This is a genomic window from Pseudomonas sp. Pmew2, from assembly GCF_058129885.1.
Window position 1 is genome coordinate 3,408,383 of the sequence record NZ_CM176702.1, and the last position, 25,645, is coordinate 3,434,027.

The following is a 25,645-nucleotide window of genomic DNA, read 5'->3' on the forward strand; positions in this document are numbered from 1 at the left end:
TTTAATTAATGGCAGGGATTTCACAATAGAATGCAAAAAGCCTTCCATTCGGAAGGCTTTTTCGATAACACGCTTAAACTTGAAAGCTGCCGAGTCAGACCGACTCGACTTCCAGCACCGCACGCCCGCCAATCGGGCAGACATCCATGTAACGGTGCGCCTGCACCACCTGCTCGAACGGGAAGCTGCGTGTCTGCAACGGCGCAAGTACCTTGTCGGCGGTCATTTGATTGATCTGCTGCAAGGCGCGTTGCAGTGCAGCCTCATCCTGAGTAATACCCAGTTCAGGCTTGCCGGTGAAATTGCCCAGGCAGTGCACGTAGAACTGAATGTTCTTCTGGAACGCAGCGCAGGCCGGGAACGGCGTCTGATTACCGCCTTGCAGGCCATACAACACAAGGCTGCCGCGTGGCGCGAGCACATCACCCATGATCGACATCTGCGGGCCACCGAGGCCATCGAAAACAGCATCGACACCACGGTTTTCGGTGTACTTGTTGATTGCCATCAACAAGTCCTGCTCTTCGGTGACCACCACCTTGTCGGCACCCAGAGACTGTAAATACTCACGGGCATCTTCAGTCTTGGTCGCGGCGATCACCCGGGCACCCAACGCCTTGCCCAACTGCACGAAAGCAGGACCGGAACAGTGGCTGGCGTCGGTGACCAGCACGGTTTGCCCGGACTTGATACGCGCCAGGTCAACATAGGCAAAGTACGCCACCAGATAAGGTGTGTAATGCACGCTGGCCTCGACCGGCGAAAGCACATCCGGGTAGCGAGTCAATGCCCGACGCGGCAATACGATGGTTTCGCCATAGACCGGGTGCTGGTTGGCATCGGCTGCCGGAAAGCTGGCGACCTTGTCGCCGACTTGCAAATCGTCGACCCCGTCGCCCAGCGCAGTCACCACGCCAGCCATCTCATAACCCAGGCCAGCAGGCAGCCGGGCCTGGGTAGACGCGAGATTTTGTCGCCAGAGAACGTCGTACCAGCTGACACCGATGGCCTGGACGCGCACCTGCACCTCGCCGGTAACAGGCGACGCGACAGGATGCTCTTCGAGCTTGAGCACCTCGGCCGGGCCAAACTGGTGAAAACGGATCGTGCGGGACATTTAGAACCTCGCCTGGTAAACCTTGATGCCACAAACTTTATCCGGGCATTGCCGGGAACACTATCGGTGGCTATTGATAGTCGACATGCCTGTCATCGATTGTGTCCTGTGAGCTGCATGTCGCAGCCAGAAAGCGTCTGGAAGCCACGATGCGTAATGGCCGCCATTGTTCGCATGTCGACGAGACATTGCAAGCCATGTGGACATTCCGTGGCCTTGCCATTAATTTTCCCTGCGCCAAACCCGCATTTGCTCGTACTATCGCACCCTGCTCACGTCCCAACCGACAAATGGCCCGAGATATTCCGCATGAATCGTAACGACCTGCGTCGCGTCGACCTCAATCTGCTCATCGTTTTCGAAACCCTGATGCATGAGCGCAGCGTTACACGTGCGGCGGAAAAGCTGTTTCTGGGCCAGCCAGCCATCAGCGCAGCACTTTCTCGCCTGCGTGGCCTGTTCGACGACCCACTGTTCGTGCGTACCGGACGGAGCATGGAGCCCACCGCCCGCGCCACAGAAATATTCGGCCTGCTTTCCCCGGCACTCGACTCCATCTCGACAGCGGTCAGCCGTGCTTCAGAGTTCGACCCGGCCACCAGCACTTCAGTGTTCCGCATCGGTTTGTCGGACGACGTCGAGTTTGCCTTGCTGCCCACCCTGCTCAAACGCCTGCGCTCCGAAGCTCCGGGGATTGTGCTGGTGGTCAGACGCGTCAATTACATCCTCATGCCGCCATTGCTGGCCTCGGGTGAAATCTCGGTCGGCGTCAGCTACACTCAGGACCTGCCTGCCAACGCCAAGCGCAAGGTTCTGCGCAGGAGCAAGCCGCAATTACTGCGGGCCGACTCGATACCCGGCCCCTTGAGCCTCGACGATTTCTGCGCCCGCCCCCACGCACTGGTCTCCTTCGCCGGCGACCTGAGCGGGTTCATTGACGAGCACCTGGAAAAAATCGACCGCAAACGCCACGTCGTCCTCGCCGTGCCCCAGTTCAATGGCCTGGCGACACTGCTGACCGGCACCGACATCATCGCCACCGTGCCTGACTATGCTGCGCAGGTGCTAACAGCCGCTGGGGGCGTTCGGTCTGAAGACCTGCCGATCGAGACGCGTACGTTTGAGCTGCACATGGCCTGGAGGGGGGCGCAGGATAATGATCCGGGGGAGCGTTGGTTGAGGTCGCGGATTCAGATGTTTTTTGGCGATCCGGATAGTCTTTAGGCGTCGGCAGGCAGGCCGTTCAGCTGATCATGTCTGCCTTTCCACAAACCATGAAGCTAAATTCACTTCCAGTGGATTTCTACACTGGGGGGCACATCTGAGGACATGCTTTACCTCACTGCACACACGGGCGGCTGTAACTTGATCAAGCAATCAAGCCCTGCGGTGGAAGACCCACTCCTCAAGGCGTTCATGCTGGAACTGGATACAGCCCCCAAAACCGTTCTCACACAACAAACCGATTAACCAACTGATTCAGATTAACCGCCAGCTTTGACATTTCGCCGCACGCACTCGCGGTTTGCGCGGCTCCAGCAGCACTCTGTGTCGTAAGCTCACGAATGCTGACCAGATTTCGGTCCACCTCTCGAGCGACATGAGACTGTTCTTCAGAAGCGGTCGCGATCATGAGGTTGCGTTCATTGATTTGAATAATGGCCGTTGATATTTGATCCAGCGAGGTACTGGCCTCTTGGGCAACGCCAAGTGATTCGGTCGCAAGGTCTCTGCTCGTATTCATTGCCTTCACGGCCAGGTCAGAATCGCTCTGAATGGCAGCAATCATCTGCTCGATTTCTTGAGTAGACACCTGGGTGCGATGGGCTAAAGCCCTTACTTCGTCAGCCACCACCGCAAATCCACGGCCTTGCTCGCCCGCCCGTGCGGCTTCGATGGCGGCGTTCAACGCCAACAGGTTGGTTTGCTCTGCAATGGCCCTGATTACCTCGACAACCTTGGTGATGCTCTGAGCACGGTCTGACAACCCTTGAATCTGCTCGCTCGTGTTTTCAACGTTACCGTTCAGCTTTTGAATTGACTTTAACGTCTGAGCCACCCGCGCCAAACCTACCTCGGTATAGCCTTGGGTACGTTTGGACTCTTCGGAGGCTGACTCGGCATTACGAGCGACCTCATCAACGGCAGCGCTCATTTCTGTGACCGCTGTCGCTGTCTGATTGACTTCATCGTTCTGGGAAACAAGGCCGCGACTCGACTCCTCGGTAACCGCCGTCATCTCTTCAGACGCAGAAGCCAACTGAGTAGAGGAATCGGATATCTGCATGATGGTGGCGCGCAGGTTTGCCTGCATCTGCGCGAGCGCTTTCAACAGTCTCCCCGCTTCATCGGTCCCGCTTACCAAGACCTCTTTGGAGAGGTCACTGGCTGCGATGCGCTCAGCGACAGACAGCGCGTCGTTAATCGGGGAGGTAATACTTTTCGTCAGCAGTAATGCTAAACCGACCGTCAAGATAACGACACCCGCTATCAGGCCGACAACAAGCCACAGGCCGTTTTCATAGAGATCCGTCGCAGTTTGCCCGGCCCGTGCAGCGCCTTCGTTGTTAAAGTTGGTGAGGTCTTTGATCTGCACCTCCATCGTGTTCGTCAGAGGGCGGATGCTGGTACTCACCAGGCTGACCGCAGCCGCGATATCACCCTGTCTCATCAAAGGCTCAAGAATATCCAGTTGTTTGGCATAGGCATCAGCACTATTTTTTACCGGAATATAAAACGATCGCTCCTTTTCATCGGCGATGAGGGGCTCATAGTTCGCCACCGCTTCGGTGAATGCCTTACGGTAGCCAGCGAAGCTTTCAATAGTCTTTTGAATGGATTGAGGATCAGCAAGGCCTCGCTGCGTTTCGAGCCTCAGGCGAAGGATCGTGGTGTTCATCAACGCCGTTTGGCGGATGCTGGCCATCCAATTGAGTTCGACGTCTTTCTCGGCGTCTCTGAGCTTGCCCATTTGCAGGACTGCAAATACCCCCAGCACGAATACCAATACGATGATTGACGTGAAAAACAAGGCAGCTCGGGGAGCTAAATTGAGGTTTCGGAGGCGCATTCGAGATTCCTGCCTTTAAATTATTATTGACATATTAAAGAGGCTATCGACCCAAATCCGGAAACTTTAAGCTCGTCGTCGAAAGACCTTTTGGATGGTAAAAAGCGGTCATGACTTTACAAGACCTCAACTCAGCAGCGGCCTGAATCCAGAACGGGCTGGCCTATGAACTGCTTTCGTGTGGAATGGGCCATCGACCGCCCCTCGACGCAGTTGCGACCTCTGGTTTTGGCGCAGTAAAGAAGTCGATCTGCTTCCCTCAGGGCCGCTGTGTAACCCTCCGTCTCGAGTGCGTTGATCGCCACCACGCCCGAGCTGATTGTTACGTTGCCCAGCGGGCTGGCGGAGTGCTCTATTAATGCGTTTTCAATGGATAACCTGACCTCTTCGGCAACGCTTAAAGCACCTGTTAAATCTGTGCCAGGCAACAGAATCACAAACTCTTCTCCGCCATATCGTGCGGCCAGGTCGCCAGGCCGCTTGATACCGCTTCCGATAAGCCCCGCTACCTGGCTTAGGCAGTCGTCGCCCCGCAGATGGCCGTAGCAGTCGTTGTATTGTTTGAACCAGTCAATATCCAACAAAATAAGGGCGATGGATGAGTTATCTCTGGAAGCTCGTTCCCACTCCAGTTGAAAGGTAGCGTCGAAACAACGCCGATTGGCCAGATGCGTCAAACTGTCGGTCCTGGCGATGATCTCGAGGTCGGCTCTGGCGACACTCAACTCATTTTCCGCAGTGATCAGGTGTCGGATTTGCCTGTATAACAAGATGCCGAGTAAAACCAGGGTCAAACTGATCATGCCGACCAGCGCCATGGATCGATATGCATAAGCCCACCAAGGGGCGAATACATACTCGCAGGACACACCAGCGGCGGCGACGATGGGCAATCCGGACACCCGCCGATAGGCATAAATTCTTTCCACGCCATCCACTACAGACTTGAACACAGCGGTGCCGCTGTCGCTGTATGGCAGATAGCGAGTGAAAAGATCACCTTTGGCGATATTGGTGGTCATCAATGCTGCCAGCGTCGGTCGTCGAGCCAGCAGGTCGCCATTGTTCAGCGCGAGGAAAATAACGCCCTTGTCGTCCACATCCATGCGTTTGAAGAATGATTGAAAATAGGCCACAGGCACAGTCGCCAGAGCCACACCTGCAAATGTGCCATCCGCAGTATTGATACGTCGGCTGATCGGGATGACCCTGTCTCCCGTGCTGCGGCTCTCAATGATGGAGCCGATGTGGATGGACTCGTCGGCGTTGTCGCGGTGATAGACGAAGTACGCGCGGTCGCTGTTGTTTTTTAACTGTATACCTCGAGAAAAAGAGTTGGCGACCCAGTTGCCTTGGGCATCGTAGATAAAAAGCCCTTGAATGCCGTTGACGTTCAACACGTCCTGAGCCATTCGCTTCGCCAATCGAGCTTGCTGAGGCCCTTCTACACCATCGTGTTCCACGCGTTCCACGAGATCACGCAGCGTATTATCAGCCTGTCGTACCGTATCCTGAGCTTGCTGCTCGGCAGCAAGAACAATGTTTGAAACCGTAATTGTGGCGGTAGCGACACGCTCACGCCTGGACTGGTTCATCTGCCAGGCTGTAGCCAAAACCAGCGATACACACACCAGGGCAATAAAGCCAATCAGTGCTTTGGTGAGCATGGAAGGCGCGAGCCTGACCGAGGGACGATAAACATGCTTCATGGGTGCGTCATCAAATTGACTTTTGAACGCTCCATGCATCTTTCGTACCCTGATAGCGGGTCTGGCCAGTGCCTTCACTTCTTGCTTGTCTTCGGTCAAAGCCGAGGTGCTGACTGGACCTCCTGGCTAATGGTCCGTGACATCCTCGCGTTGCTCCACTAAATTACGCCCCCCGAAACGCCCTGAGCCTTTCGCGCCTCAAACCTGAAATAGTGAAATTCAATGCCTGATTCCCAGACCAACGAAGCCCTGACCTCCTCCAAGCTGGAATACGAAAGCGCAATTGGTCTTTCCCAGCACGTGCCGCAGGCCAAGACCATCAGCGAGATGGTGCTTGATGCGTTCCAGACCGCCAAGGAAAGCGAAGAAATCCGTGAGCTGCGTGCCGCCATTCGTCTGGCGCAGGATGAGCACGATGACGACAAAGCCTACGAACTGATGGGCCAACTGAAACTGCCGAAGCGGCAGACAGCGCAGCACTGGCCGATCTTGGCACGCAGTTCCCGATCAGCCGTATTCTGTCCAGCTACAAGAATGACCCGGCATTTCAGGAACTGGTCTACGGCCTGGCGCTCAAGGTGCTGAACCAGACGCATCAGGCGATCAGCAACCCCAATACCGCCAAGAGCAAAACGACGCGTGCCCGCAAGGAAGCCGAGGTCTACACCATCAGCAAGGATGGCCAGAGTGTCAGCCTGCCGTTACGCACCCCGCGTTCCAACCTTAATGTCGACCGCGAAGCCCTCGAGTTCCTTGGTTTCACCTTTGTCGTCGGCGAAGGCGACACCGCCGAACTGCAGGAAACAACCTTCGTCGACAATGAAGGCAGCGAACTGCCGGTGACCCGTAAAAACATCGTCACCGCCCTGCAACAGGGCAAGGCATTCAACGCTTACAGCATTGCGTAATGACGATCGGCCGGCGATGCGATAACGCCATGGCGCTCGCCTCGCCGACGACCATGTGTTGAGCGAAGAGCAAGTCCAGTGGTTGTCTCCAGCCACTGGCACCGATTTACTCCATCAGCCGATCGCCTCTCGCAAAACCATGAGCCCGCGCACGCAGCGCAATAACCAGGCTCAGCACTAATAATGCAAACAAGACCCACGTAAACGAGCTCACGCCCCACTGCCCAAGCAACACGCCGCCCAGTAGCCCACCGCCTGCAATAGCGCTGTTCCAGACAACGACATTCATCGAAAGCGCCACATCAGCGCCCTCACCTGCCGAGTCGGCGAGCGCGGTTTGCAGAAGCGTGGCGGCACCCCCAAAGGTCAGGCCCCAGATAAATACGCCTCCATAGATGGCCAGGGCCGAGCCAGAAAACAGGCCCAGGAACACCGAAACCGCCGCAAAGCTCGCGAGGCTGGCCAGCACGGTCTTGCGTAAATGACGATCAACCAGCCGTCCCGTTACCCAGATGCCTGCCAGCGCGGCGACACCAAATGTCAGCAATACCAAATCAACGTCACTCGCCAACCCGGCCTCGGAAACAAACGGCGCGACGTAGGTATAAAGAATGTTGTGAGCCAGCATCCAGGTGAAGACCACTCCCAGTACCGAGCGTACGCCAGGGGTGAAAAAGACCTGACGCAATGCCATGCGCTGTGAAGCGGACTGACCAGGGTAATCCGGCACTTTGATCAGCACCCAGATGATCAACAGCAGGGTCATTCCGGACATCAACCCGAATGCCATGCGCCAGCCCATCAACCCGCCCAGCCAGGTTCCGAGAGGCACGCCCAATGACAACGCGATGGGCGTTCCTACCATCGCGACCGCCAGCGCGCGGCCCTGCAATTGCGGGACGACCATACGTCGTGCGTAACCCGCGATAAGGCTCCAGGCCAGCCCCGCAGAGACACCAGCGAAAAACCTCGCGATCAGGGTCAGCCAGTAGCTGGAAGACAGCGCAGTGACGGAATTGAATATCAGGAAGCCGACAATCGTCAGCAACAAGACTGTTCGGCGGCGCCAGCTCTGCGTAGCGATGGTCAGCGGAATGGCTGCCAGCAGTGAGCCCAACGCATAAACAGTCACCATTTGCCCTGCAAACGATGCCGAGACTCCCAGGCCACTGCCGATTTCGGGCAGCAAACCCGCAGGCAACGTCTCGGTCACGATGCAAATGAACCCTGTCATCGCCAAAGCCAGCAATGCCCCGAGCGGAAGTTTTTCGCTCTGTTTCTCGTCTGCCGTCATTCGAATCTCTCCACTAATATACTGATCGATACAAATATAGGCAGGACATCCAAGGTAGTCAATGACTTATGTATCGACTAGTATTTAAATGATTCTGAAGGAGACCTGGCATGGCAAAGATGGGACGTCCGCGCACGTTTGACCGTGACGTGGCAATCAATCAGGCGCTGCATTTGTTCTGGGAGCATGGATACGATGCGACATCCTTGAGCCAATTGAAGGCGAACATAGGCGGAGGCATTACCGCGCCAAGCTTTTACGCCGCTTTTGGCTCGAAACAGGCGCTGTTCAATGAGGTGATGGAGCGCTACCTCGCCACCCACGGTCGGGTTACCGACAGCCTGTTTGACAACACTCTGCCGCCCAGGGAGGCGATTGAACTTACCCTTCGCCGGTCCGCAAAAATGCAGTGCGAGCCCGATCATCCCAAGGGATGCCTGGTGGCGTTAGGCCTGATGAGCGCTTGCACGGAAGAGAGCAAGGCTATTTCCGAACCGCTCGCAAAAGCCCGGAACCTGAATCGTGCGGGTATCGTTGCCTGCATCCACCGCGCCGTTGCCGCAGGGGAGCTGCCCGCGACGGTGATACCGGAGACCCTCGCTGCTGCGTTCGACAGTTTTCTTCTGGGCTTGTCTACACTGGCTCGCGACGGTGTTCCATATGCCACACTGGATGCTGCAGTCACTCAAATGATGGGACTGTGGGATAGCATGCGTAGTGTTGCCGACGACCAATGACCCGTGAGCTCAGAAACCTCTGCATTCCCTGGTAATGCCTCGACGCATTGTGCATAGGCGTCCAATGCCAGAATCTTCACTAAATCCTTTCGGAGACCACCATGCTTCGCGCGTTTGAAAAATGGCTCGACCCCTTCCCGCCCGACGAAGTGCCGCCGCCTCCTGACGGTCTGGTGCGGTTTCTCTGGGCCTGCACACGGGGGGCTCGTGGCTATATCCTGGCGCTTGCGCTATTGAGTGCCGGCGTATCGATTTACGAAGCGTGGCTGTTTTCTTTCCTCGGACAGGTCGTGGACCTGCTGTCGGCGTGGAAGGCCGGCGACGCGACGGCCATGCAGGAAAGTAGCGTGCTGTGGGGCATCGGTCTGGTATTGCTGACCAGCATCGGGCTGGTGGCGTTGCGTACGATGGTGCAGCACCAGGTATTGGCGATCAACCTGCCATTGCGGCTGCGCTGGGATTTCCATCGGTTGATGTTGCGCCAAAGCCTTTCTTTTTTCTCCGATGAATTCTCTGGCCGTGTCACCACCAAGGTGATGCAGACGGCCCTGTCGGTGCGTGAGGTGCTGTTCACCCTCATCGAAATCGCACCCGGAATCGGGGTGTACTTCATCGCGATCATTGCATTGGCCGGCGGCTTCGACCTGAAGCTGATGCTGCCTTTCATTGCCTGGATCGCCCTGTTCGGTCTGGCCATGCTGTATTTCGTGCCTCGCCTGGGCAAAGTCGGACAGGAGCAGGCTAACGCGCGCTCATCGATGACCGGGCGTATCTCGGATGCCTACACCAACATCACCACGGTGAAGCTGTTCTCCCACTCCAAACGTGAGGCGCACTTCGCACGCGCTGCGATGGAGGACTTCAAGCTCACCGGCTTTCGCCAGATGCGCCTGGTCAGCCAGTTCGAGATCGTCAATCAGGTATTGGTGGTCGCGTTGATCATGGGTGCAGGTGGTTATGCACTGTGGCTGTGGCACCAGGGTCAGGTTGGCACCGGTGCCGTAGCGGCGATTACCGCCATGGCGTTGCGCGTCAATGGCATGTCGCACTGGATCATGTGGCAAATGACCTCGCTGTTCGAGAACATTGGCACTGTACAGGACGGTATGGAAACCTTGACCCGCGGCCCCAAGGTTCAGGATGCGCCGGATGCAGCCGCCCTGGTCACTACGGGTGGTGCGGTAACCTTTGATAATGTGAGTTTCAATTACAACGGCGAACGCCAGGTGCTCGATGCGCTGAACCTGAGCATTCGTCCAGGTGAAAAAATCGGCCTGGTGGGTCGCTCCGGCGCCGGTAAGTCCACACTCATCAACCTGCTGTTGCGCTTCTATGACTTGGACAGCGATCAGCATCGACGGGCAAAATATTGCGCATGTCACCCAGGACAGCCTGCGTAGCGCCATCGGCATGGTCACTCAGGACACGTCCCTGCTGCACCGTTCCATTCGCGACAACATCGCCTATGGCCGTCCCGACGCGACTGATGCGCAAATCCACAGCGCGGCGGCCAGTGCCCAGGCCGATGGGTTCATCAGCCAACTGAGCGACAAGCAGGGCAATAGCGGCTACGACACCCTGGTGGGTGAGCGTGGCATCAAGCTGTCGGGCGGTCAGCGTCAACGTGTCGCGATTGCCCGGGTGATGCTCAAGAACGCGCCGATCCTGCTGCTGGACGAGGCCACCAGCGCGCTGGACTCGGAAGTCGAAGTGGCTATTCAGGAAAGCCTCGATGAAATGATGAAAGGCAAGACCGTGATCGCCATCGCCCATCGCCTGTCTACCATCGCAGCCATGGACCGGCTCATTGTCATGGACGACGGTCGCATCATCGAGCAAGGCACCCATGCCGAACTGCTCGGCAAGAACGGCACCTATGCGCGGCTGTGGCATCACCAGAGCGGCGGATTTCTCGGCGAAGATCATGGTTTGACCGAGGCCATGGAGTAGGTATAAGTGTGAGCGGTCCGCAATGGCTGTCGCCATTCGTGATCGCTCACATACGGGCGGGACAACCCGCCAATAACAAATTTAATAAATGCATTTTCAGTAAAAATACAATTATTATTTGATCATGATCAAAGAACTGAAAACATTTATTGCCGTGGCCAGAGAAGGGACTTTTGCGGCTGCCGGTAGCAAGATAGGACTCACCCAGGCCGCCGTCAGTGCGCAGATGCAACGTCTGGAGGCGGAACTCGGTGTCGAGCTGTTTGACCGAAAAGGACGCTCAGCCCAACTCAACCGAATGGGCCAACAGGTGCTGTTACAGGGGCAGGACCTGGTGCGCCAATTCAACGCCCTGGGCACTGCAACGGTGGGGTTGCCCGCTAACGTATTGGTGACTATCGGCGCGATTGCCTCTGTACAGCGCTCATTTCTGCCGCAGGCGCTTGCCGAGTTTCACCAACGATTCGCCGCGTGCAGGACGCGTGTCATCCCGGGGCTGTCCATGGATCTGGTCAATCAGGTGGACGCTGGCGAGATCGACATGGCCGCAATCATTCGCCCACCCTTCTCGCTGCACAGTGACTTGCGATGGACCACATTGGTGAGCGAACCCTATCGCCTTATCGTCCCTGCCGATACGCTTGGGGATGACTGGTCGGAGCTGGTTTCAGCTCACCCATTCATCCGCTATGACCGATCGTCGTTTGGCGGCCGTCAGGTTGACCGGTTCCTGCGACAAACCCATGTCTCCCTGCGTGAAGTATGCGAGCTCGATGAACTGGATGCGATCATCAAACTGGTGGCCAATGGCGTGGGTGTCGCACTGGTCCCAGAAACCGCGAGCAGTCAGGACTGGCCTGCTGGTGTGCGTTCCATCGATTTGCAACAACACACGTTTCATCGTGATATCGGGCTGGTACATCGCGCTCGTCGCAGCCTGAGCGAGCCTGTGCAAGCGCTGGTCGAACTGATTAACCAGCAGGCCCTGAACAAGCACTGACTCAGGACTTGCTGATCACTCAAGAGGCCTGGCGCAATGTTGCGCGCCAGGCCTTTTATCATTTTGCGAAGAGCTGGCTCATGTCCTTGAAGGCCTTGAACTCAAGGGCATTACCACAGGGATCGAACAGGAACATGGTCGCCTGTTCACCCACCTGCCCTTTGAATCGAATGTAGGGTTCGATGACGAACTCGGTGCCGAAGGATTTCAAGCGTTCCGCCAGGGCCTCCCACTGGCCCCATTCCAGAATGATGCCGAAGTGCGGAACAGGTACGTCGTGACCATCCACCGGGTTGCTGTGAACACTTTCTTGAGAAGCGGTTTTCGGGTGCTCGTGGATCACCAACTGGTGGCCGTAGAAGTCGAAATCGACCCACTGTGCGCTGGAGCGTCCTTCGGAAAGACCGAACACTTCGCCGTAAAAGGCACGTGTCGCGGCCAGGTCGTAAACAGGGATTGCAAGATGGAAAGGAGAAAGACTCATCAGGACTCCGATTACAGCTCTTATTGGCTTATGAGGTCGGACGATACGATCCCTGCCCGACGGCTTTTTCAAGGTAGCTTCATGCTAAAGCCACGCCAACCTAAAATAAATCAATATAAATTTTTCATAAGCACAAATTATTTTTGTCAATAACCTGCGCGGTAACCACCAGATCGCTCGTGACGAAGCCGTCGGCCTCGTAGAGGCATTCAGCACGGCCGGTGCCCCCGATTGCGCAGGATATGGATTACTGAGTGTCTCGCGACCACTGATCAAAAAAACGCGGTAACTGTCATTTCTGACAGTAGACGGATCGATGAGCGAGGTGGCTTGATGCAACTCGCCTGCAATGGTCAAAGAGAGATCTATTACTGGAATATGGACAGGGTTTTCCAGCCATGGGGTGATCGGTATTTCCAATACCTTGATCCACTCGCAGCTATTTCCTGTTTTCAAATCCGCCTTCGATGTTCCTCCCGATCAATGATGGGAATACAGTCAATGAGAATAGTTTCGTTACAGTATTTGCGTGGATTCGCCGCGCTACTTGTCGTTCTGCCCCATAACGTTTTTTTGTTGGGGGAGGGTTGGATAAAACATATACCTGGACTACTGGGCGTGGATATTTTCTTTATCATCAGTGGGTTTATTATGACTTTTATTACTTACCAGACCACTGAAAGACCGATATCATTTATCGTCAAACGCCTCTTTCGTATATGGCCGGTTTTCTTTATCGTCTGGCTGCTTTCCTATCTATTTGTTTATCCAGAAAAAGCACTTCACCAGATGGCATGCACCCTCTATTTTTGCCTGTTGGACTACAGTCTTCCGGCTCCCTCTTTTGGTTTCAGCGTATTGGGGCCACCCTGGACGCTGTCATACGAGATCATGTTCTACCTCATATTCACTATTTCCATGAGCATCAGCTATCGTTACCGCAGCTATATCTGCGCCCTTGTTTTTGTCATGTCTTCGGTAGGCTTTCAACTTTATTATAATGATCAGTTTGACTTCTCATCACAGTCAACGCCAGCGATTGTGGTCATACACTGGTGGCAGGCCTGGATTAAACTGATTAGCAACACCATTGCTTTTGAATTCATCTTCGGCATGATGCTGGCCGAATTAACTCTCGCGAACACACTGCCCCTGCTAACACCTTTCGGACGAAAATTCATGCGACTGGTGCTCTTGCTTGCAACAATAAGTGCCGGCTTTATCGGCCCGCAGGCCTATGGCATCAGCGGCGGATTCTGGCTAGCCGCGACTATTATGACGGCGGTGATCATGCTCAGTTATCGCTCTGAAGCAGGTAGCAATCGTACGTTGATTTTCCTCGGTGATATTTCCTACTCACTCTATCTTGTACATTTCTCTCTGATGGTTTTTTTGACTCAACTCATGTCCAAAAATGCATCACCCACTGAGAAATCAGGTGTGTTCATCCTGTCGATCACTGCCAGTATCGTTATGGCATCAGTCATGTTTAAGTGGATTGAAAAGCCATCAATCAAGGTCGGTAAAAAAGTCGCCAGTGCTTTATCTGCTCGGCTAAAACCGTATACCAACTGACGCTCTGCAATGGGTATACTTATTCAGGATGTCTCAGAGCACGAAATTTCAAGCCCGCCAAGCGTGCGCGAGGAAGATCTCATGTCAAAAGTTTTCGTCATCGGTGCCGCCGGAAAGATCGGCCGACGCCTTGTAAAAAACCTTGCCGACAACGGTCACGAAGTGCTCGCACTGCACCGCAAGGAAGAGCAGTCAGCGGCCATAAAAGAGACCGGCGCCCTGCCCTTGCTCGGCAACCTCAGCGAGCTGGATGCGTCTCGACTGGCGAGTTTGATGGCAGGCAGCGACGTGGTAGTTTTCACCGCCGGGGCCGGCGGCGCGGGCATCGAGCTGACCAATGCCATTGATGGCAAGGGCCTTGAGACCGCCGTGGCAGCCGCGGTGCTTGCCAAGGCAAATCGCTTCCTGCTGGTGTCGGCATTTCCTGAAGCTGCGCGCGGCACAGACACTTCAGCCGGTTTCGAGAATTACATGCGGGTTAAAAAACAGGCCGATGTGTATCTGGCATCTTCAGAACTGGACTGGGTGATTCTCAGACCGGGCACCCTGGTCGACAGCCAGGGCAGCGGTAAGGTCAGCGCAGGCCTGGCCATTGCTTATGGCGAAATACCACGCGACGACGTAGCCGCCGTCCTGGCTGCTCTGGTCGAACGACCCGGTATATCCCGGCAGATCATCGAACTGACCCAGGGCGCAACGCCTATCGACTTGGCATTAAGCACGCTGAGCAAGCGCTGATACTCATCAGAAGCAATCAGACCAGTTCGCTGTCCTTGATGTTGGCGATCGGTCCGAGGAGGGCAGGATCAAAGTCGCGGGCTGCTCGGCCTTCGAGCAGCAGCCGCGGCAGGTCCGGGTTTGCCAGGGCGCCCTTGCCCACGGCGATGATGTCAGCGCCCTCGCGCAGCACCTGCTCGGCTTTTTCCGGGTCGTGCAAGCCGCCATTGGCGATCAGCGCAACATCGGGCGCGTAGCGACGGGCCAGTTTGATCAGGCTGGCGTCACCCTGGGCAAAAGCAGGTTGCCATGCCTCGTGTTCCGTCACATGAATGTAATCGACTCCGGCATCTGCCAGCGCACCGAAAATGATCTCGGCATCGCGCTCGCCTCCCGCCCATTTATGTTGAAAATCGTTGACCTTGCCTTGTGAAAGGCGCACACCGACCGGGGCTTGCCCGGCCACTTTTTTCACCTCGGCAATCACATCGAGCGTCAGGCGCAGGCGCTGCTCAACATCACCTCCCCATTGATCGGTACGCTGATTGCTGTAATCGGTCAGAAACTGGTCCAGTAAATAACCGTTTGCGCCGTGAATCTCGACACCGTCAAAGCCCGCAGTGCCTAAGGCCAGCTGCGTGGCACGGGCGAACCCGTCGATGGCCTCGGCGATATCCTTGTCGCTCATGGCTCGCGGAATCCGATAGCTGCCCGCGCCGTAATAGAACGCCATCTGTTCGCCCTTGGGACGAATGGCCGAAGGGCCCGCCGACTCGCTGACGAAGCGATTGGCCTGGCTGAGTGCGCCTGCGTGCATGAGCTGCGCAATCATGACACTGCCATGCCGGTGCACAGCATTGGTCGTGGCACGCCATGCCTGAGCCTGCTCGTCATCGGTGAGCCCGGGCTGGAAGCGGTAGCCTTGGGAAGAACTGCGATCTGTATAGTTGCCCTCGGTGATGATCAGGCCAAAACCACCCTTGGCGAACCGCTCGTAATAGCGCGTCATGTTCTGCGTTGCACTGCCCTGCTCGTCCGCGCTCACGCGTGTCATGGGTGCCACCGCAAACCTGTTCTTAAGTTTGAGATGACCCATGTCGAACGGGGCTGTAACGTGTTTGTTTATCTCGCTCATACTTCAAACCCTCACTGTGCAGATCGCCTGCGAATTGCCCGCAGTCATGGACAGAACCTGCGGCAACGGTAAGGGCTGGCGAAGACCATTGGAACCCGGCCGTTCAGATAAGGCGCTTTAACGAAAATGGATAGAATCCGTGCAAATATCTGATATAGAGGTGTTCGCAGCCATTGCTTCCAGCAGAAGCCTGTCGGAAGCGGCGCGTCGACTCGGGTTGTCACCGATGGCAATCTCCAGACGTCTGGCTGCGCTGGAAAACGACCTGGGGGTCAGGCTGTTTCACCGTACAACCCGCTCGGTATCACTGACGCCAGAGGGCGAAGTGTTTCTGCCACACGCCAAAACCATGCTGCACGCCAGCGAAACTGCCCGCGCCACGCTGAAAGGCGATACCGGTACAGCCAGTGGCGTGTTGCGGGTCACCGCGCCCAGCGTGTTTGGTCAGACCGTGATCATGCCGCTACTGCCGGTATTGATGCAGGAGAATCCCGCCCTGAGTATCGACCTGACGTTGTCGGACAGCATCGTGGACATTGTCGGGATGGGCATTGATGTCGCCATTCGGATCGCCACGATACGTGACTCCGCTCTGGTGGCCAGATCGCTGGCACCCAACCCACGGGTGGTGTGTGCAAGCCCAGACTACCTGGCGAGGCACGGCAAACCAGCGCTACTGGAGGAACTCAGACACCACCCGTGCATTGCCTTGCACGCAATGCCCTGGTGGTCGTTCACAAAAAACGGCGAGCCCATCACCATTCGCGCTCAGGGCCCCTTCTCTGCCAACAGCGTCGAGGCCGTGCGCACGGCATGTAAACAAGGTATGGGACTGGCCATGCTGACCTATTGGGATGTCCGACAGGAAATCAACGAAGGCAGCCTTCAGCAGGTGGACTTCGAAGATGCCATGCCCGAACAGCTGTCTGTCACGGCAGTGCTGCCAACACGCCAGCGCGTTCCTCACAGGGTGCGCCTGTTCATTGACCGCCTTGAAGCAGCGCTCAAGAGCAAGGCAGGCGCGGCGGGAGCCACCTTGTAAACGAACGAACCGGCATCAAGCCGGTTCGCAAACCATCCACTGCAATCAGACCTGCATGGGCTGCGTGATCAGGATACTCAGCGACAATTCCGCTGCTGGATTCGCCTGCGCGCCCTGATGCTGCGGGCTGACTCACCCGCAAAATCAGCAATGTGTGGCGATCAGGAAAGAACAGGTTCCACCACGCTTCTCTCTGGAATCGCTGCGAACCTACACCGCAGACATTAACCAAGCGCCATAAAATACCTATAAAGCATAATAAACTATCAAATAAATCATAAAAACCTATATTAGCTTATAAGAAAAAATACTTTTACAGCCTCCTTACATAAGAATACGGTCTTAAAACCAGCCGGATCGCTGCGCTCGACTTGAAGAGGACTTTTCCATGCACCGCACTCAACCTTCGACTTTCGCCTACAGATTCGTATATCGGAGGACAGCGCGATGACCGTGCGCCCTCTTCTTGCACGCCTGTTATTCGCCGTCATTACTGCCCTCACCCTGCTCGGCTGCTCGCCCTCTGGGCAAGAAGGCCAGGCAAGCAAGACGCTTAAAGTAGCTTTCTTCAGAGACAACACCACGCTGGTCAGCCTTGATCCGTTCCAGGTGTATTGGCTGGAGCACCGCGTGGTGCTGCGTAATGTCGCCGAGTCGCTGACCGATCAGAACCCACAGACCGGCACTATCATTCCCTGGCTGGCAGAACGCTGGGACGTCAGTGAAAACGCGCTGGAGTACACCTTCCACTTGCGCAAGGATGTGACGTTCAGCAATGGCACGCGCTTCGACGCACAGGCCGTGAAGACCGCCTACGACAGCAATAAAGCGTTTGCCGTGCAATTGCCTGCAACCTTTGGCGCGACCTACCTGAAGGGTTACGACCACGCCGAAGTCGTCGACGATTTCACTGTCAAACTGGTGCTGGCCACGCCAAATGCGGGCTTTCTGCAAGCCACCTCAACCACCAACCTCGCCATTCTTGCCCCGGAGTCCTACACACTCAGCGTCAAGGAACGCTCGCTGGGTGCAATCATCGGCACCGGGCCATTCGTGCTGGAGCGCTACACCCCTGAAAGCGGTTTGCGCCTGATCAAACGCAAGGGCTATGCATGGCCATCGGCCAATGCGCAGAACAGGGGCGAGGCGCATCTGGATGCGGTCGAGGTCAGTTACGTTCCGGAAGAGAGCGTGCGCAACGGCCAGTTCGTTCAGGGCCAGGTGGACATCCTCTGGCCACGCAACCCGTTTTCCGAAGTGGACCTGAACCTGTTCAAATCCAGGGGCGCGACTATCCAGAGCCGCTCGCTGCCAGGGCCGGCCCTGAATATGTACCCCAACACGCGCGGCAATCGCATCCTCGCTGACCGCAATGTGCGTCTGGCGCTACAAAAAGCCATCGACCGCAAGACCTACGCCGCCACTGTCTACAACCCGCAATTTCCGGCGGTGTCGGGTATCTACGACGTCACCACGCCGTTTTACAAGAATCAGGCCGACAGACTGGCCTATGACCCTCAGGGTGCAGAGCGTTTGCTCGACGAAGCCGGCTGGCAGAAGAACGCCGACGGCTATCGGTACAAGGACGGCAAACGACTGAAGCTGGCCTACAACCTGTCCCCCGCTGAAACCGCTGGTGATGTGCTGATTCAGGATCAGCTGCGCAAAGTGGGTATCGAGCTCAAGCTCAACGTGGTGACCACCGCCGAATGGGCAGCTGCCAATGCGGCAGGCAATTATGACCTGACGTCCACCTACATGACCCGCGCCGACCCGATCATCCTGCAGACCATCATCGACCCGCGTAGCGCCAACAGTTCGACATTGGCGACCAACCTTTACGCACCGCAAACGCTGCCCAAAGCCCTGGAACTGTTTGACGCCGGGCTGACCGCCACGCGCAGCGAACAACGCGCAAAAGCCTATGGCGACCTGCAGGACCTGCTGATCGATGAAGGTTCGGCATTCCCGGTCTACGAGCGGGTCTGGCAAGCCGCCACGGCGAAAAACGTGCGTAACTTCCACTGGACGGCGGAAGGCTTTGCGCTGTTCAACGATATCGAGATCGCAGCGCCATGAGCCGTTATATCCTCAGCCGGATCGCCCAGGCGCTGCTGGTACTCTGGGGTGCCTACAGCATCACCTACTTCATTCTGTATCTGCTGCCCGGCGATACCTTGTCGATCATGCTCAGCGCCTCAGGTGTCGAAATCGACTCCCTGTCCGCGCAGGACCTGGCTCAAGCCAAGCTCTATTACGGGCTGGACCGAGGCGTCTTCGAGCAATATGTCGACCTGCTGTGGGGCGCTGTTCAGGGGGACTTCGGCAATTCGCTGACACTCAATCGTCCGGTTTCGGAACTGCTGGTCGAACGTTTGCCGCAAACCCTGAGCCTGGCGGGGCTGGCCATTGTTCTGTCGCTGATCGGTGGCGTCGGGCTGGCTTACCTCACCGCCTACGTGCGCTGGCAGCCGTTGAAGGTCGCCTTGTCCCGGCTGCCGTCGCTGGGCTTCTCAGTACCGGTATTCTGGATGGGCCTGTTGTTTATTCAGCTGTTCGCATTCAGCCTTGGCTGGTTTCCAGCGACCGGCAATCAGGGCTTTTCCAGCTTGATATTGCCCGCTGTCACACTGGCGATCCCCAGTGCTGCAGTGTACGCGCAGGTTTTACAACGCGGCTTTCAGGGCGTCTGGAAAGAGCCATACATCATTACCGCCTACGCCAAGGGCCTCACTCGCGCCCAGGTTCAGGCCCGCCATGCGTTCAAGAACGCTGCCTTGCCGCTGTTGACGCTGATCGGTCTGCAAGTGGGCAACACCGTGTCCGGTGCCGTGCTGGTGGAAACCATTTTCGCCCGCTCCGGGGTCGGTCGTCTTGCCCAGGAGGCCGTGCTGCGCCAGGACATTCCGGTGGTGCTGGCCATCGTTGCGGTCTCGGCAGCTGCTTTCGTCGTGATCAACCTGATCGTTGACCTGCTGTACCCCGCGCTGGATCCGCGCATCGCCCACACGCCAAAGGTCTCCTGACGCCATGACTATCTTCGACAACCGCCTTGCGCGCCTGACCCGCCTTGTTGATTCCAGTCAAAGCCTTTCCGGCAAAACCGCCCCCGCCGCGCAATGGCGGCGGCGTAGCAACCTGAGTCGCGCCGTAGAGGCCGCCAAGCCCCTGCTGCGTCGTCCGGGGTTTCTGCTCGCGGTGGCAATGGTCGCCTTTGCATTACTGGCCGCGCTGGCACCCAACCTGCTGAGCAGCTACGCGCCTTACGCCACCTCGCCCAGCGAAAAGCTCACCGCGCCAAATGCCGCGCACTGGTTCGGCACCGATGAACTGGGCCGTGATCTCTACACCCGCGTGGTACACGGATCGAGCCTGTCGGTACAAGCCGCATTGCTGGCGGTGGGCATCGCCATGGCCGGTGGCCTGAGCCTGGGGGTGATTTCCGGTTTTGCAGGCGGGCGCATCGATGCAGTGATCATGCGCCTGATCGATGTATTGCTGGCCCTGCCCGGCCTGTTACTGGCGCTGGCGATTGTCACCGCCATCGGTTTCGGCACCCTTCCGGTGGCCATTGCGGTCGGTGTGGGGATCATCCCCGGATTCGCGCGCACCACCCGCGCCGAAGTATTGCGCGTCAAGACCCTGCCTTACGTCGAGGCCGCGCGGCTGGGCGGTGCAAGCTGGACGCGAACCCTGCTGCGCCACATCCTGCCCAACGCCTGGGGCCCGGTGGCGGTGCTTGCCACACTGGATTTCGGTGCAGCGATTCTGGCGACTGCCGGGCTGAGTTTCCTCGGCTTTGGTGCCGAACCACCGGCTGCCGAATGGGGCACGCTGATCGCCAATGGTCGTCACTTCCTGATGACCGCGCCCTGGGTGTCGCTGCTGCCGGGCCTGTTCGTGGTTGGCGTAGTGTTCAGCTTCAACCACATCGCCCGCACTCTGGAAGAGACTCAACGATGACCGATACCGCCCAACTGATCGACATTCGTCATCTGAGTGTCGCCTACCGTTTCGACGGCCAGACCAACCAGGCCGTGCGCGGCGTCTCGTTTCAGGTGGCCAGGGGCGAAACCGTGGCAATTGTCGGTGAATCCGGGTCCGGCAAGTCGACCCTGGCCAACGCCATACTCGGCCTGTTACCAGACAACGCGACCATCACAGGCGGCGAGCTGCACGTCGATGGTCACGACCTGAGCCAAGCTTCCGAGCGAGAAAAACGTCGGGTTCGCGGCAGCGTGATCGGTCTGGTGCCGCAAGACCCGATGGTCGGCCTCAACCCTACCCTGCGCATCGGCCGGCAAATTGCCGAAGCACTGATTCAAGCCCACGGCCGGCGTTACCCGGCAGTGGATGCCGATGTGCTGGAATTACTGCAGCAGGTCGGTCTGGACAAGCCGGTATTGCGCGCCCGCCAGTATCCGCACGAACTGTCCGGTGGCATGCGCCAGCGCGTGCTGATCGCCATCGCGCTGGCGGGCAATCCGCGCCTGATCATCGCCGATGAGCCCACCAGCGCTCTGGACGTGACAGTGCAACGCAAGATCCTCGATCACCTGCAACGTCTGGTGGCCGAGCGTGGCATTTCCCTGCTGATCATTACCCACGATCTTGGCGTGGCTGCCGATCGTGCTGACCGTGTGCTGGTAATGAACAAGGGCGAGTTGGTCGAACAAGGCCCGCCGCAACAGATACTCATCACACCGCGCCATACCTATACCCGCGCACTGATCGCGGCAGCACCGGCTTTCGGCCAGCGCAAGAGCCCGGCAACAGTGCGCCCGGTCGCGAACAGCGACACACCTCTGCTGACCCTGAGCAACATCGGCAAGACCTATCGCCTGCCCTACGTGAAAGGTGAAGACACAGACTTCCAGGCTTTGCAGGACGTCAACTTTAAGGTTTATCCCGGCCAGACCCTGGCCATCGTCGGCGAGTCCGGTTCTGGCAAAAGTACTGCGCTGCGCATTGCTCTGGGCCTGGAAAAACCCACGCACGGGCGAGTTTTGCTGGACGGCCAGGATGTCACCGACCTGGGCTGGCGCGAGTTCAGACCGCTACGGCGGCGCATCCAGCTGGTCCAGCAAAACCCTTTCGCAGCCCTCGATCCACGCTTCACGCTATTCGAAAGCATCGTCGAGCCACTGGTCTCGTTCGGCCTGCTCAAAGGCCGCGAACTGGAGCAGGCCGCGCGACAGTTGATCGAGAGAGTGCACTTGCCCATAGCGTATCTGGACCGGCTGCCCCGTGAGCTTTCCGGTGGCCAGCGTCAGCGCGTAGCGATTGCCAGAGCGCTGGCCCTGCAACCGGATCTGCTGCTACTCGACGAGCCGGTTTCGGCGCTGGACGTATCGGTGCAGGCGCAGATTCTCGACTTGCTGGTCGAACTGCAATCCGAATCCGGCATCGCCTACGTGCTGGTGTCCCACGACCTTGCAGTAGTCGCCAGCGTTGCCCACCAGGTACTGGTGCTCAAGCATGGCAAGACCGTCGAGCAGGGTCTGGCCGAGGATGTTTTTGCCAGACCTGAAGCGGCTTACACCCAGGAGTTGATTGCTGCGATACCTGGCCGGCGTCTGGAGTTACAAACAGGGATGCACTGACAAATACCTGGGCTTACATCAATTGGTCGCACGACGTTTGGAGTCCATGGCGTCGGCGACTGCGCATATGCATATTCCTTATCGATATTTAAATTATCTTTTTAATAGCTATAGAGTTTCATCTTATGCACCAAACGTTGCCGAAGCAGGATGCAGGCAAGACCAGGCCAAGTTGCGCACCTGACTCGCATGTTCAGGCCGCATCAGCAAGAAGCCCCTATCCCCCTACTTCGAGCACCCGCAATGAAAGGCATCAACCCCCTGTCGTTCCCAGCCCTGATGGGTTCAGCGCTGTTGCTGAATGCCGTTATTTCGTTTCCCGCCCTGGCCGGACTGCTGGAAAAAGGCCGCACTGACGGCTTGACCGCTGGCATCGCCAACGAACAGCCCTATGCCTACATCGGCACCGATGGCAAAGCGACCGGGGCCAACGTAGAGATACTGCGTGCGATTCTCGAACCGCTGGGCATCAAGCAGATCGAGACGCCCATCACTGACTTCGGTTCGCTGGTGCCGGGTCTGGCAGCAGGTCGTTTCGACTTGATCGGTGCAGGCCTGTTCATCAATCCGAATCGCTGCAAGGTCATCGCGTTCTCCAACCCGGTGACGCGATCCGGCGGTGCGTTCATTGTCAAAACCGGCAACCCGCTGAACCTGCACAGCCTCAAGGACGTCGCCAGCAACGCCAAGGTGCGCCTGGCCACGCAACCTGGCAGCAATCAGGTTCAGGAAGCCAAAGACAGCGGTATCGCCAACGGCAACGTGGTGTTGTTCGACAAGGACACCGAGGCATTGGCCGCCTTGCAGGCGGGTCGCGTGGACGTGGTGTATTTCCCGGATGCCGAAGTCATCAGTCTGATCAAGAAAGCCAACAGTCCGGACATCGAGCGCGCCTTGCCTTTCGAGCAGATTCCGGACGCCAGTGGCAAACCGGGCTGGAATTACCACGCCTACGGCCTGCCAAAAAACGATCCGGCCTTCGAACAGGCTTTCAACGAACAACTGGCCAAACTCCGGGCGTCGGGCGAGCTGCTGAAAATCCTGCAGAAGTACGGCTACACCGAAAACGAACTGGCTGACCCGGCCATCACCGCAGCCCAACGCTGCAACCCATGATCTGCCCCGTCCCGCAAGGGCGCGCAGTAAACGGCCCTGACCCACACGAGTACGGCCATGCCTGTTGATGCTGCAACACTGGAAACCGCAGGTTTCATTGCCAGACAACTGGCCCACGGCGCCTGGATCACCCTGCAGATCACTGTGCTTGCTGAACTGCTGGTGCTGGTGCTGGTGCTCTCGTTTGTAATCGCCCTGATGCGCCTGTCGCCATTCAGGGCGTTACGCTGGTTCGCCACGGTATATGTCGAAGTGCTGCGTGGCATCTCGGCATTGGTGTTGCTGTTTTATCTGTTCTTCATCCTGCCGCTGTTCGGCATTCGCCTGTCACCCATGACCACGGGTGTGCTGGGGCTGGGGCTGACGTTTTCGGCGTATGGCGCGGAAATCATTCGCTCGGCACTGATCAACGTCAGCCAGCGTCAACGTGACGCTGTGCGTGCGCTGGATTTCGGGCCGATAAGCGCGTTTCGGCGAATCATTCTGCCGCAGGCCCTGCCGTTCATGATCCCGCCGACGGGCAACCAATTGGTCGAGCTGCTGAAAACCACCTCACTGGTTTCCCTCATTACCCTCACCGACCTGACCTTTACCGGCAGTCAATTGATAACCACGCTGGGCCAGCAAACGCTGATCTGGAGCATCGTGCTGGTCTGCTACTTCGTGATGACCTGGCCATTGAGCTGGCTGGTCAAGCGTTATGAGCAGCACGCCACCGCGTGGCGCACGGCAAGGGGATGAACGATGGAGTTTGATATCGCATTCGCCTGGTCGATTCTGCCGGAGCTGTTTCAGGGCTTGCTGGTGACCGTGCAGGTCGTGGTGCTTGGGTTCTTGCTCGCAGTGTTGCTCGGTCTGATCCTGGCCCTGACATTGCGCTCGCAGATAACCGTCGTGCATCGCCTGAGCAAAGGCTACCTGAGCTTTTTTCGTAATACGCCGCTGATGGTCCAGCTGTATGTGCTGTTCTTTGCGCTGCCGCTGGCGGGCATCACCTTCCCGGCGATCACCACTGGCGTGATCGGCCTTGGCTGCTATTACGCGGCTTACATTGCCGAAGCGTATCGCGGTGCCATCGATGACATCCCTGCCGGGCAATGGGAAGCCGCACGCGCGCTGGACTTCAGTCGTAGCGACACCTGGCGGCGCATTATCCTGCCGCAGGCGTTGAAACCCATGCTGCCGGTGCTCGGCAATTACCTGATCGGCATGTTCAAGGAAACGCCGCTGCTGGCGGTGATCACCATCCCCGAACTGTTTCAGGCTGCCAAGCAGATCGCTGGCATGACCTACCGTTACAACGAACCGTACACGGTAATGGCGCTGATGTTTCTAGCGATCAGTGTGCCGACCTCGTTGCTGTTCAAATACCTGGAAAGGCGCAGCCATGTCTGATCTTGCACACACCGCAATCCCGTCTGTCACTGCCGCGCAGATACAGTTGAAACAAGTGGTCAAGGACTTCGCCCGTAACCGGATCATCAATCACCTCGACCTGAGCATTCCTCAAGGCCAGAAAGTCGCATTGATCGGTCCCAGCGGCTCGGGAAAATCAACCGTACTGCGTCTCATCAAGGGCCTGGAAACCTACCAGCAAGGCAGTATTGAGGTCGCTGGCAAAACCGTGCCGGCGCGCAAGGTCCAATGGCAATGGCCTGGCTCACGCAGAGCCCCGGTAGAGCATCGGGTTGGCATGGTGTTCCAGCAGTTCAACCTGTTCCCTCACCTCACCGTGCAGGAAAATGTCACCGAAGCGCCGTTACGGGTACTCAGACTGCCTCGCGAAGAGGCCCTTGAACGCGCGCATCAATACCTGGGGCTGGTCGGGCTTGCACACAAGGCCGATGCCTATCCGAGCCAGCTTTCCGGTGGTCAGCAACAACGTGTAGCGATTGCCAGAGCTCTGGCCATGCGCCCGCAGGTCATGTTGTTCGATGAAGTTACCTCGGCGCTCGACCCGGAGCTGGTCGGCGAGGTGCTGTCGGTGATTCGCTCGATTGCCCACGAATTTCAGATGACCATGTTACTGGTTACCCACGAGATGAAATTCGCTCAGGACATCGCTGACCGAGTGCTGTTCATGGAGGGCGGCCGCATCGTGGCAGACGGCACCCCGGGCGAAATTCTGCTGAATCCGCAAAACGAGCGAACCCGAAGGTTTTTGCAGTTGGTGGAGCAGCGCTGATTG

Annotated in this window: 20 protein-coding genes and 2 pseudogenes; 16 read left to right on the forward strand and 6 right to left on the reverse strand. The window is 57.4% G+C overall.

Going from position 1 to position 25,645, the window contains the following annotated elements; genetic code table 11:
• Window positions 1–94 precede the first annotated feature (94 nt).
• Window positions 95–1,117 (reverse strand): zinc-dependent alcohol dehydrogenase family protein, encoded by a 1,023-nt coding sequence (locus AC4ANK_RS15505; protein ID WP_002553329.1) that lies wholly within the window; start codon window positions 1,115–1,117, stop codon window positions 95–97.
• A gap of 309 nt (window positions 1,118–1,426) precedes the next feature.
• Here AC4ANK_RS15505 and AC4ANK_RS15510 point away from each other — a divergent pair, with 309 nt between their 5' ends.
• Complete coding sequence (locus AC4ANK_RS15510; RefSeq protein ID WP_002553328.1) at window positions 1,427–2,341, forward strand: LysR family transcriptional regulator; 915 nt, start codon at window positions 1,427–1,429, stop codon at window positions 2,339–2,341.
• Between the two features lie 226 nt (window positions 2,342–2,567).
• Here AC4ANK_RS15510 and AC4ANK_RS15515 read toward each other — a convergent pair whose 3' ends face one another.
• Both AC4ANK_RS15515 and AC4ANK_RS15520 read right to left on the reverse strand, forming a co-directional pair.
• Complete coding sequence (locus tag AC4ANK_RS15515; protein ID WP_460385044.1) at window positions 2,568–4,187, reverse strand: methyl-accepting chemotaxis protein; 1,620 nt, start codon at window positions 4,185–4,187, stop codon at window positions 2,568–2,570.
• 131 nt (window positions 4,188–4,318) lie between these two features.
• Window positions 4,319–5,896, reverse strand: a complete 1,578-nt coding sequence (locus AC4ANK_RS15520; protein WP_002553326.1) for a sensor domain-containing diguanylate cyclase — start codon at window positions 5,894–5,896, stop codon at window positions 4,319–4,321.
• Between the two features lie 222 nt (window positions 5,897–6,118).
• Between AC4ANK_RS15520 and AC4ANK_RS15525 the strand changes: the two are divergent.
• A pseudogene (locus AC4ANK_RS15525) lies at window positions 6,119–6,804 on the forward strand (hypothetical protein).
• A gap of 106 nt (window positions 6,805–6,910) precedes the next feature.
• On the opposite strand, the gene AC4ANK_RS15530 reads toward AC4ANK_RS15525, so the two are convergent.
• Window positions 6,911–8,098: an MFS transporter gene (locus tag AC4ANK_RS15530; RefSeq protein ID WP_002553324.1), complete on the reverse strand. Its 1,188-nt coding sequence runs from the start codon at window positions 8,096–8,098 to the stop codon at window positions 6,911–6,913.
• A 110-nt stretch (window positions 8,099–8,208) separates the two neighbouring features.
• On the opposite strand from AC4ANK_RS15530, the gene AC4ANK_RS15535 reads away from it, so the two are divergent.
• The 3 genes and pseudogenes from AC4ANK_RS15535 (at window position 8,209) to AC4ANK_RS15545 (ending at window position 11,785) form a co-directional block, all read left to right on the forward strand.
• Entirely contained in the window at window positions 8,209–8,835 is a 627-nt protein-coding gene (locus AC4ANK_RS15535; protein WP_002553323.1) for a TetR/AcrR family transcriptional regulator, read from the forward strand.
• Between the two features lie 101 nt (window positions 8,836–8,936).
• Window positions 8,937–10,785 (forward strand): annotated as a pseudogene (locus tag AC4ANK_RS15540) (ABC transporter ATP-binding protein).
• A 124-nt stretch (window positions 10,786–10,909) separates the two neighbouring features.
• On the forward strand, window positions 10,910–11,785 hold the full coding sequence (locus tag AC4ANK_RS15545; protein WP_002553321.1) for a LysR family transcriptional regulator: 876 nt from the start codon (window positions 10,910–10,912) through the stop codon (window positions 11,783–11,785).
• Between the two features lie 58 nt (window positions 11,786–11,843).
• Here the strand turns inward: AC4ANK_RS15545 and AC4ANK_RS15550 are convergent, their stop codons facing one another.
• Window positions 11,844–12,269 carry a VOC family protein gene (locus AC4ANK_RS15550; protein WP_002553320.1) on the reverse strand — a complete coding sequence of 142 codons (426 nt, stop codon included), beginning with the start codon at window positions 12,267–12,269 and terminating at the stop codon, window positions 11,844–11,846.
• Window positions 12,270–12,770: 501 nt separating this feature from the next.
• Between AC4ANK_RS15550 and AC4ANK_RS15555 the strand changes: the two genes are divergently transcribed.
• Both AC4ANK_RS15555 and AC4ANK_RS15560 read left to right on the forward strand, forming a co-directional pair.
• A complete protein-coding gene (locus AC4ANK_RS15555; protein WP_460385202.1) occupies window positions 12,771–13,844 on the forward strand; it encodes an acyltransferase family protein in 1,074 nt (357 codons plus the stop codon).
• An 81-nt stretch (window positions 13,845–13,925) separates the two neighbouring features.
• A complete protein-coding gene (locus AC4ANK_RS15560) occupies window positions 13,926–14,582 on the forward strand; it encodes an NAD(P)H-binding protein (protein ID WP_002553318.1) in 657 nt (218 codons plus the stop codon).
• 16 nt (window positions 14,583–14,598) lie between these two features.
• Here AC4ANK_RS15560 and AC4ANK_RS15565 read toward each other — a convergent pair whose 3' ends face one another.
• Complete coding sequence (locus AC4ANK_RS15565) at window positions 14,599–15,696, reverse strand: NADH:flavin oxidoreductase (RefSeq protein WP_002553317.1); 1,098 nt, start codon at window positions 15,694–15,696, stop codon at window positions 14,599–14,601.
• A gap of 139 nt (window positions 15,697–15,835) precedes the next feature.
• Here AC4ANK_RS15565 and AC4ANK_RS15570 point away from each other — a divergent pair, with 139 nt between their 5' ends.
• From AC4ANK_RS15570 to AC4ANK_RS15610, 9 genes are all read left to right on the forward strand, one after another.
• On the forward strand, window positions 15,836–16,738 hold the full coding sequence (locus tag AC4ANK_RS15570; protein WP_002553316.1) for a LysR family transcriptional regulator: 903 nt from the start codon (window positions 15,836–15,838) through the stop codon (window positions 16,736–16,738).
• A gap of 447 nt (window positions 16,739–17,185) precedes the next feature.
• Window positions 17,186–18,817, forward strand: coding sequence for an ABC transporter substrate-binding protein (locus AC4ANK_RS15575; protein WP_002553315.1), 1,632 nt, complete (start codon window positions 17,186–17,188; stop codon window positions 18,815–18,817).
• Window positions 18,814–19,764: an ABC transporter permease gene (locus AC4ANK_RS15580; protein WP_002553314.1), complete on the forward strand. Its 951-nt coding sequence runs from the start codon at window positions 18,814–18,816 to the stop codon at window positions 19,762–19,764. The genes AC4ANK_RS15575 and AC4ANK_RS15580 overlap by 4 nt, the downstream gene beginning before the upstream one ends.
• A 4-nt stretch (window positions 19,765–19,768) precedes the next feature.
• Window positions 19,769–20,701 (forward strand): ABC transporter permease, encoded by a 933-nt coding sequence (locus AC4ANK_RS15585; RefSeq protein ID WP_002553313.1) that lies wholly within the window; start codon window positions 19,769–19,771, stop codon window positions 20,699–20,701.
• Window positions 20,698–22,341: a dipeptide ABC transporter ATP-binding protein gene (locus tag AC4ANK_RS15590; RefSeq protein ID WP_002553312.1), complete on the forward strand. Its 1,644-nt coding sequence runs from the start codon at window positions 20,698–20,700 to the stop codon at window positions 22,339–22,341. The genes AC4ANK_RS15585 and AC4ANK_RS15590 overlap by 4 nt, the downstream gene beginning before the upstream one ends.
• Window positions 22,342–22,584: 243 nt before the next feature.
• Complete coding sequence (gene ehuB, locus AC4ANK_RS15595) at window positions 22,585–23,457, forward strand: ectoine/hydroxyectoine ABC transporter substrate-binding protein EhuB (RefSeq protein ID WP_002553311.1); 873 nt, start codon at window positions 22,585–22,587, stop codon at window positions 23,455–23,457.
• A 57-nt stretch (window positions 23,458–23,514) separates the two neighbouring features.
• Complete coding sequence (ehuC, locus tag AC4ANK_RS15600) at window positions 23,515–24,198, forward strand: ectoine/hydroxyectoine ABC transporter permease subunit EhuC (protein ID WP_460385038.1); 684 nt, start codon at window positions 23,515–23,517, stop codon at window positions 24,196–24,198.
• A 3-nt stretch (window positions 24,199–24,201) separates the two neighbouring features.
• Window positions 24,202–24,852 (forward strand): ectoine/hydroxyectoine ABC transporter permease subunit EhuD, encoded by a 651-nt coding sequence (ehuD, locus tag AC4ANK_RS15605; RefSeq protein WP_002553309.1) that lies wholly within the window; start codon window positions 24,202–24,204, stop codon window positions 24,850–24,852.
• Complete coding sequence (locus AC4ANK_RS15610; RefSeq protein ID WP_002553308.1) at window positions 24,845–25,642, forward strand: amino acid ABC transporter ATP-binding protein; 798 nt, start codon at window positions 24,845–24,847, stop codon at window positions 25,640–25,642. Before ehuD ends, AC4ANK_RS15610 begins: the two co-directional genes overlap by 8 nt.
• The last annotated feature ends 3 nt before the right edge of the window (window positions 25,643–25,645 follow it).

What these genes read in the sequence shown, in the direction of transcription:
- ehuB (WP_002553311.1), top strand. Translation starts at nt 22,585, where the DNA reads ATGAAAGGCATCAACCCCCTGTCGTTCCCAGCCCTGATGGGTTCAGCG.
- AC4ANK_RS15560 (WP_002553318.1), top strand. Translation starts at nt 13,926, where the DNA reads ATGTCAAAAGTTTTCGTCATCGGTGCCGCCGGAAAGATCGGCCGACGC.
- AC4ANK_RS15510 (WP_002553328.1), top strand. Translation starts at nt 1,427, where the DNA reads ATGAATCGTAACGACCTGCGTCGCGTCGACCTCAATCTGCTCATCGTT.
- AC4ANK_RS15545 (WP_002553321.1), top strand. Translation starts at nt 10,910, where the DNA reads ATGATCAAAGAACTGAAAACATTTATTGCCGTGGCCAGAGAAGGGACT.
- AC4ANK_RS15535 (WP_002553323.1), top strand. Translation starts at nt 8,209, where the DNA reads ATGGCAAAGATGGGACGTCCGCGCACGTTTGACCGTGACGTGGCAATC.
- AC4ANK_RS15575 (WP_002553315.1), top strand. Translation starts at nt 17,186, where the DNA reads ATGACCGTGCGCCCTCTTCTTGCACGCCTGTTATTCGCCGTCATTACT.
- AC4ANK_RS15515 (WP_460385044.1), bottom strand. Translation starts at nt 4,187, where the DNA reads ATGCGCCTCCGAAACCTCAATTTAGCTCCCCGAGCTGCCTTGTTTTTC.
- AC4ANK_RS15610 (WP_002553308.1), top strand. Translation starts at nt 24,845, where the DNA reads ATGTCTGATCTTGCACACACCGCAATCCCGTCTGTCACTGCCGCGCAG.
- AC4ANK_RS15555 (WP_460385202.1), top strand. Translation starts at nt 12,771, where the DNA reads ATGAGAATAGTTTCGTTACAGTATTTGCGTGGATTCGCCGCGCTACTT.
- AC4ANK_RS15580 (WP_002553314.1), top strand. Translation starts at nt 18,814, where the DNA reads ATGAGCCGTTATATCCTCAGCCGGATCGCCCAGGCGCTGCTGGTACTC.
- AC4ANK_RS15565 (WP_002553317.1), bottom strand. Translation starts at nt 15,696, where the DNA reads ATGAGCGAGATAAACAAACACGTTACAGCCCCGTTCGACATGGGTCAT.
- AC4ANK_RS15550 (WP_002553320.1), bottom strand. Translation starts at nt 12,269, where the DNA reads ATGAGTCTTTCTCCTTTCCATCTTGCAATCCCTGTTTACGACCTGGCC.
- AC4ANK_RS15585 (WP_002553313.1), top strand. Translation starts at nt 19,769, where the DNA reads ATGACTATCTTCGACAACCGCCTTGCGCGCCTGACCCGCCTTGTTGAT.
- AC4ANK_RS15590 (WP_002553312.1), top strand. Translation starts at nt 20,698, where the DNA reads ATGACCGATACCGCCCAACTGATCGACATTCGTCATCTGAGTGTCGCC.
- AC4ANK_RS15520 (WP_002553326.1), bottom strand. Translation starts at nt 5,896, where the DNA reads ATGAAGCATGTTTATCGTCCCTCGGTCAGGCTCGCGCCTTCCATGCTC.
- AC4ANK_RS15505 (WP_002553329.1), bottom strand. Translation starts at nt 1,117, where the DNA reads ATGTCCCGCACGATCCGTTTTCACCAGTTTGGCCCGGCCGAGGTGCTC.
- AC4ANK_RS15530 (WP_002553324.1), bottom strand. Translation starts at nt 8,098, where the DNA reads ATGACGGCAGACGAGAAACAGAGCGAAAAACTTCCGCTCGGGGCATTG.
- ehuC (WP_460385038.1), top strand. Translation starts at nt 23,515, where the DNA reads ATGCCTGTTGATGCTGCAACACTGGAAACCGCAGGTTTCATTGCCAGA.
- ehuD (WP_002553309.1), top strand. Translation starts at nt 24,202, where the DNA reads ATGGAGTTTGATATCGCATTCGCCTGGTCGATTCTGCCGGAGCTGTTT.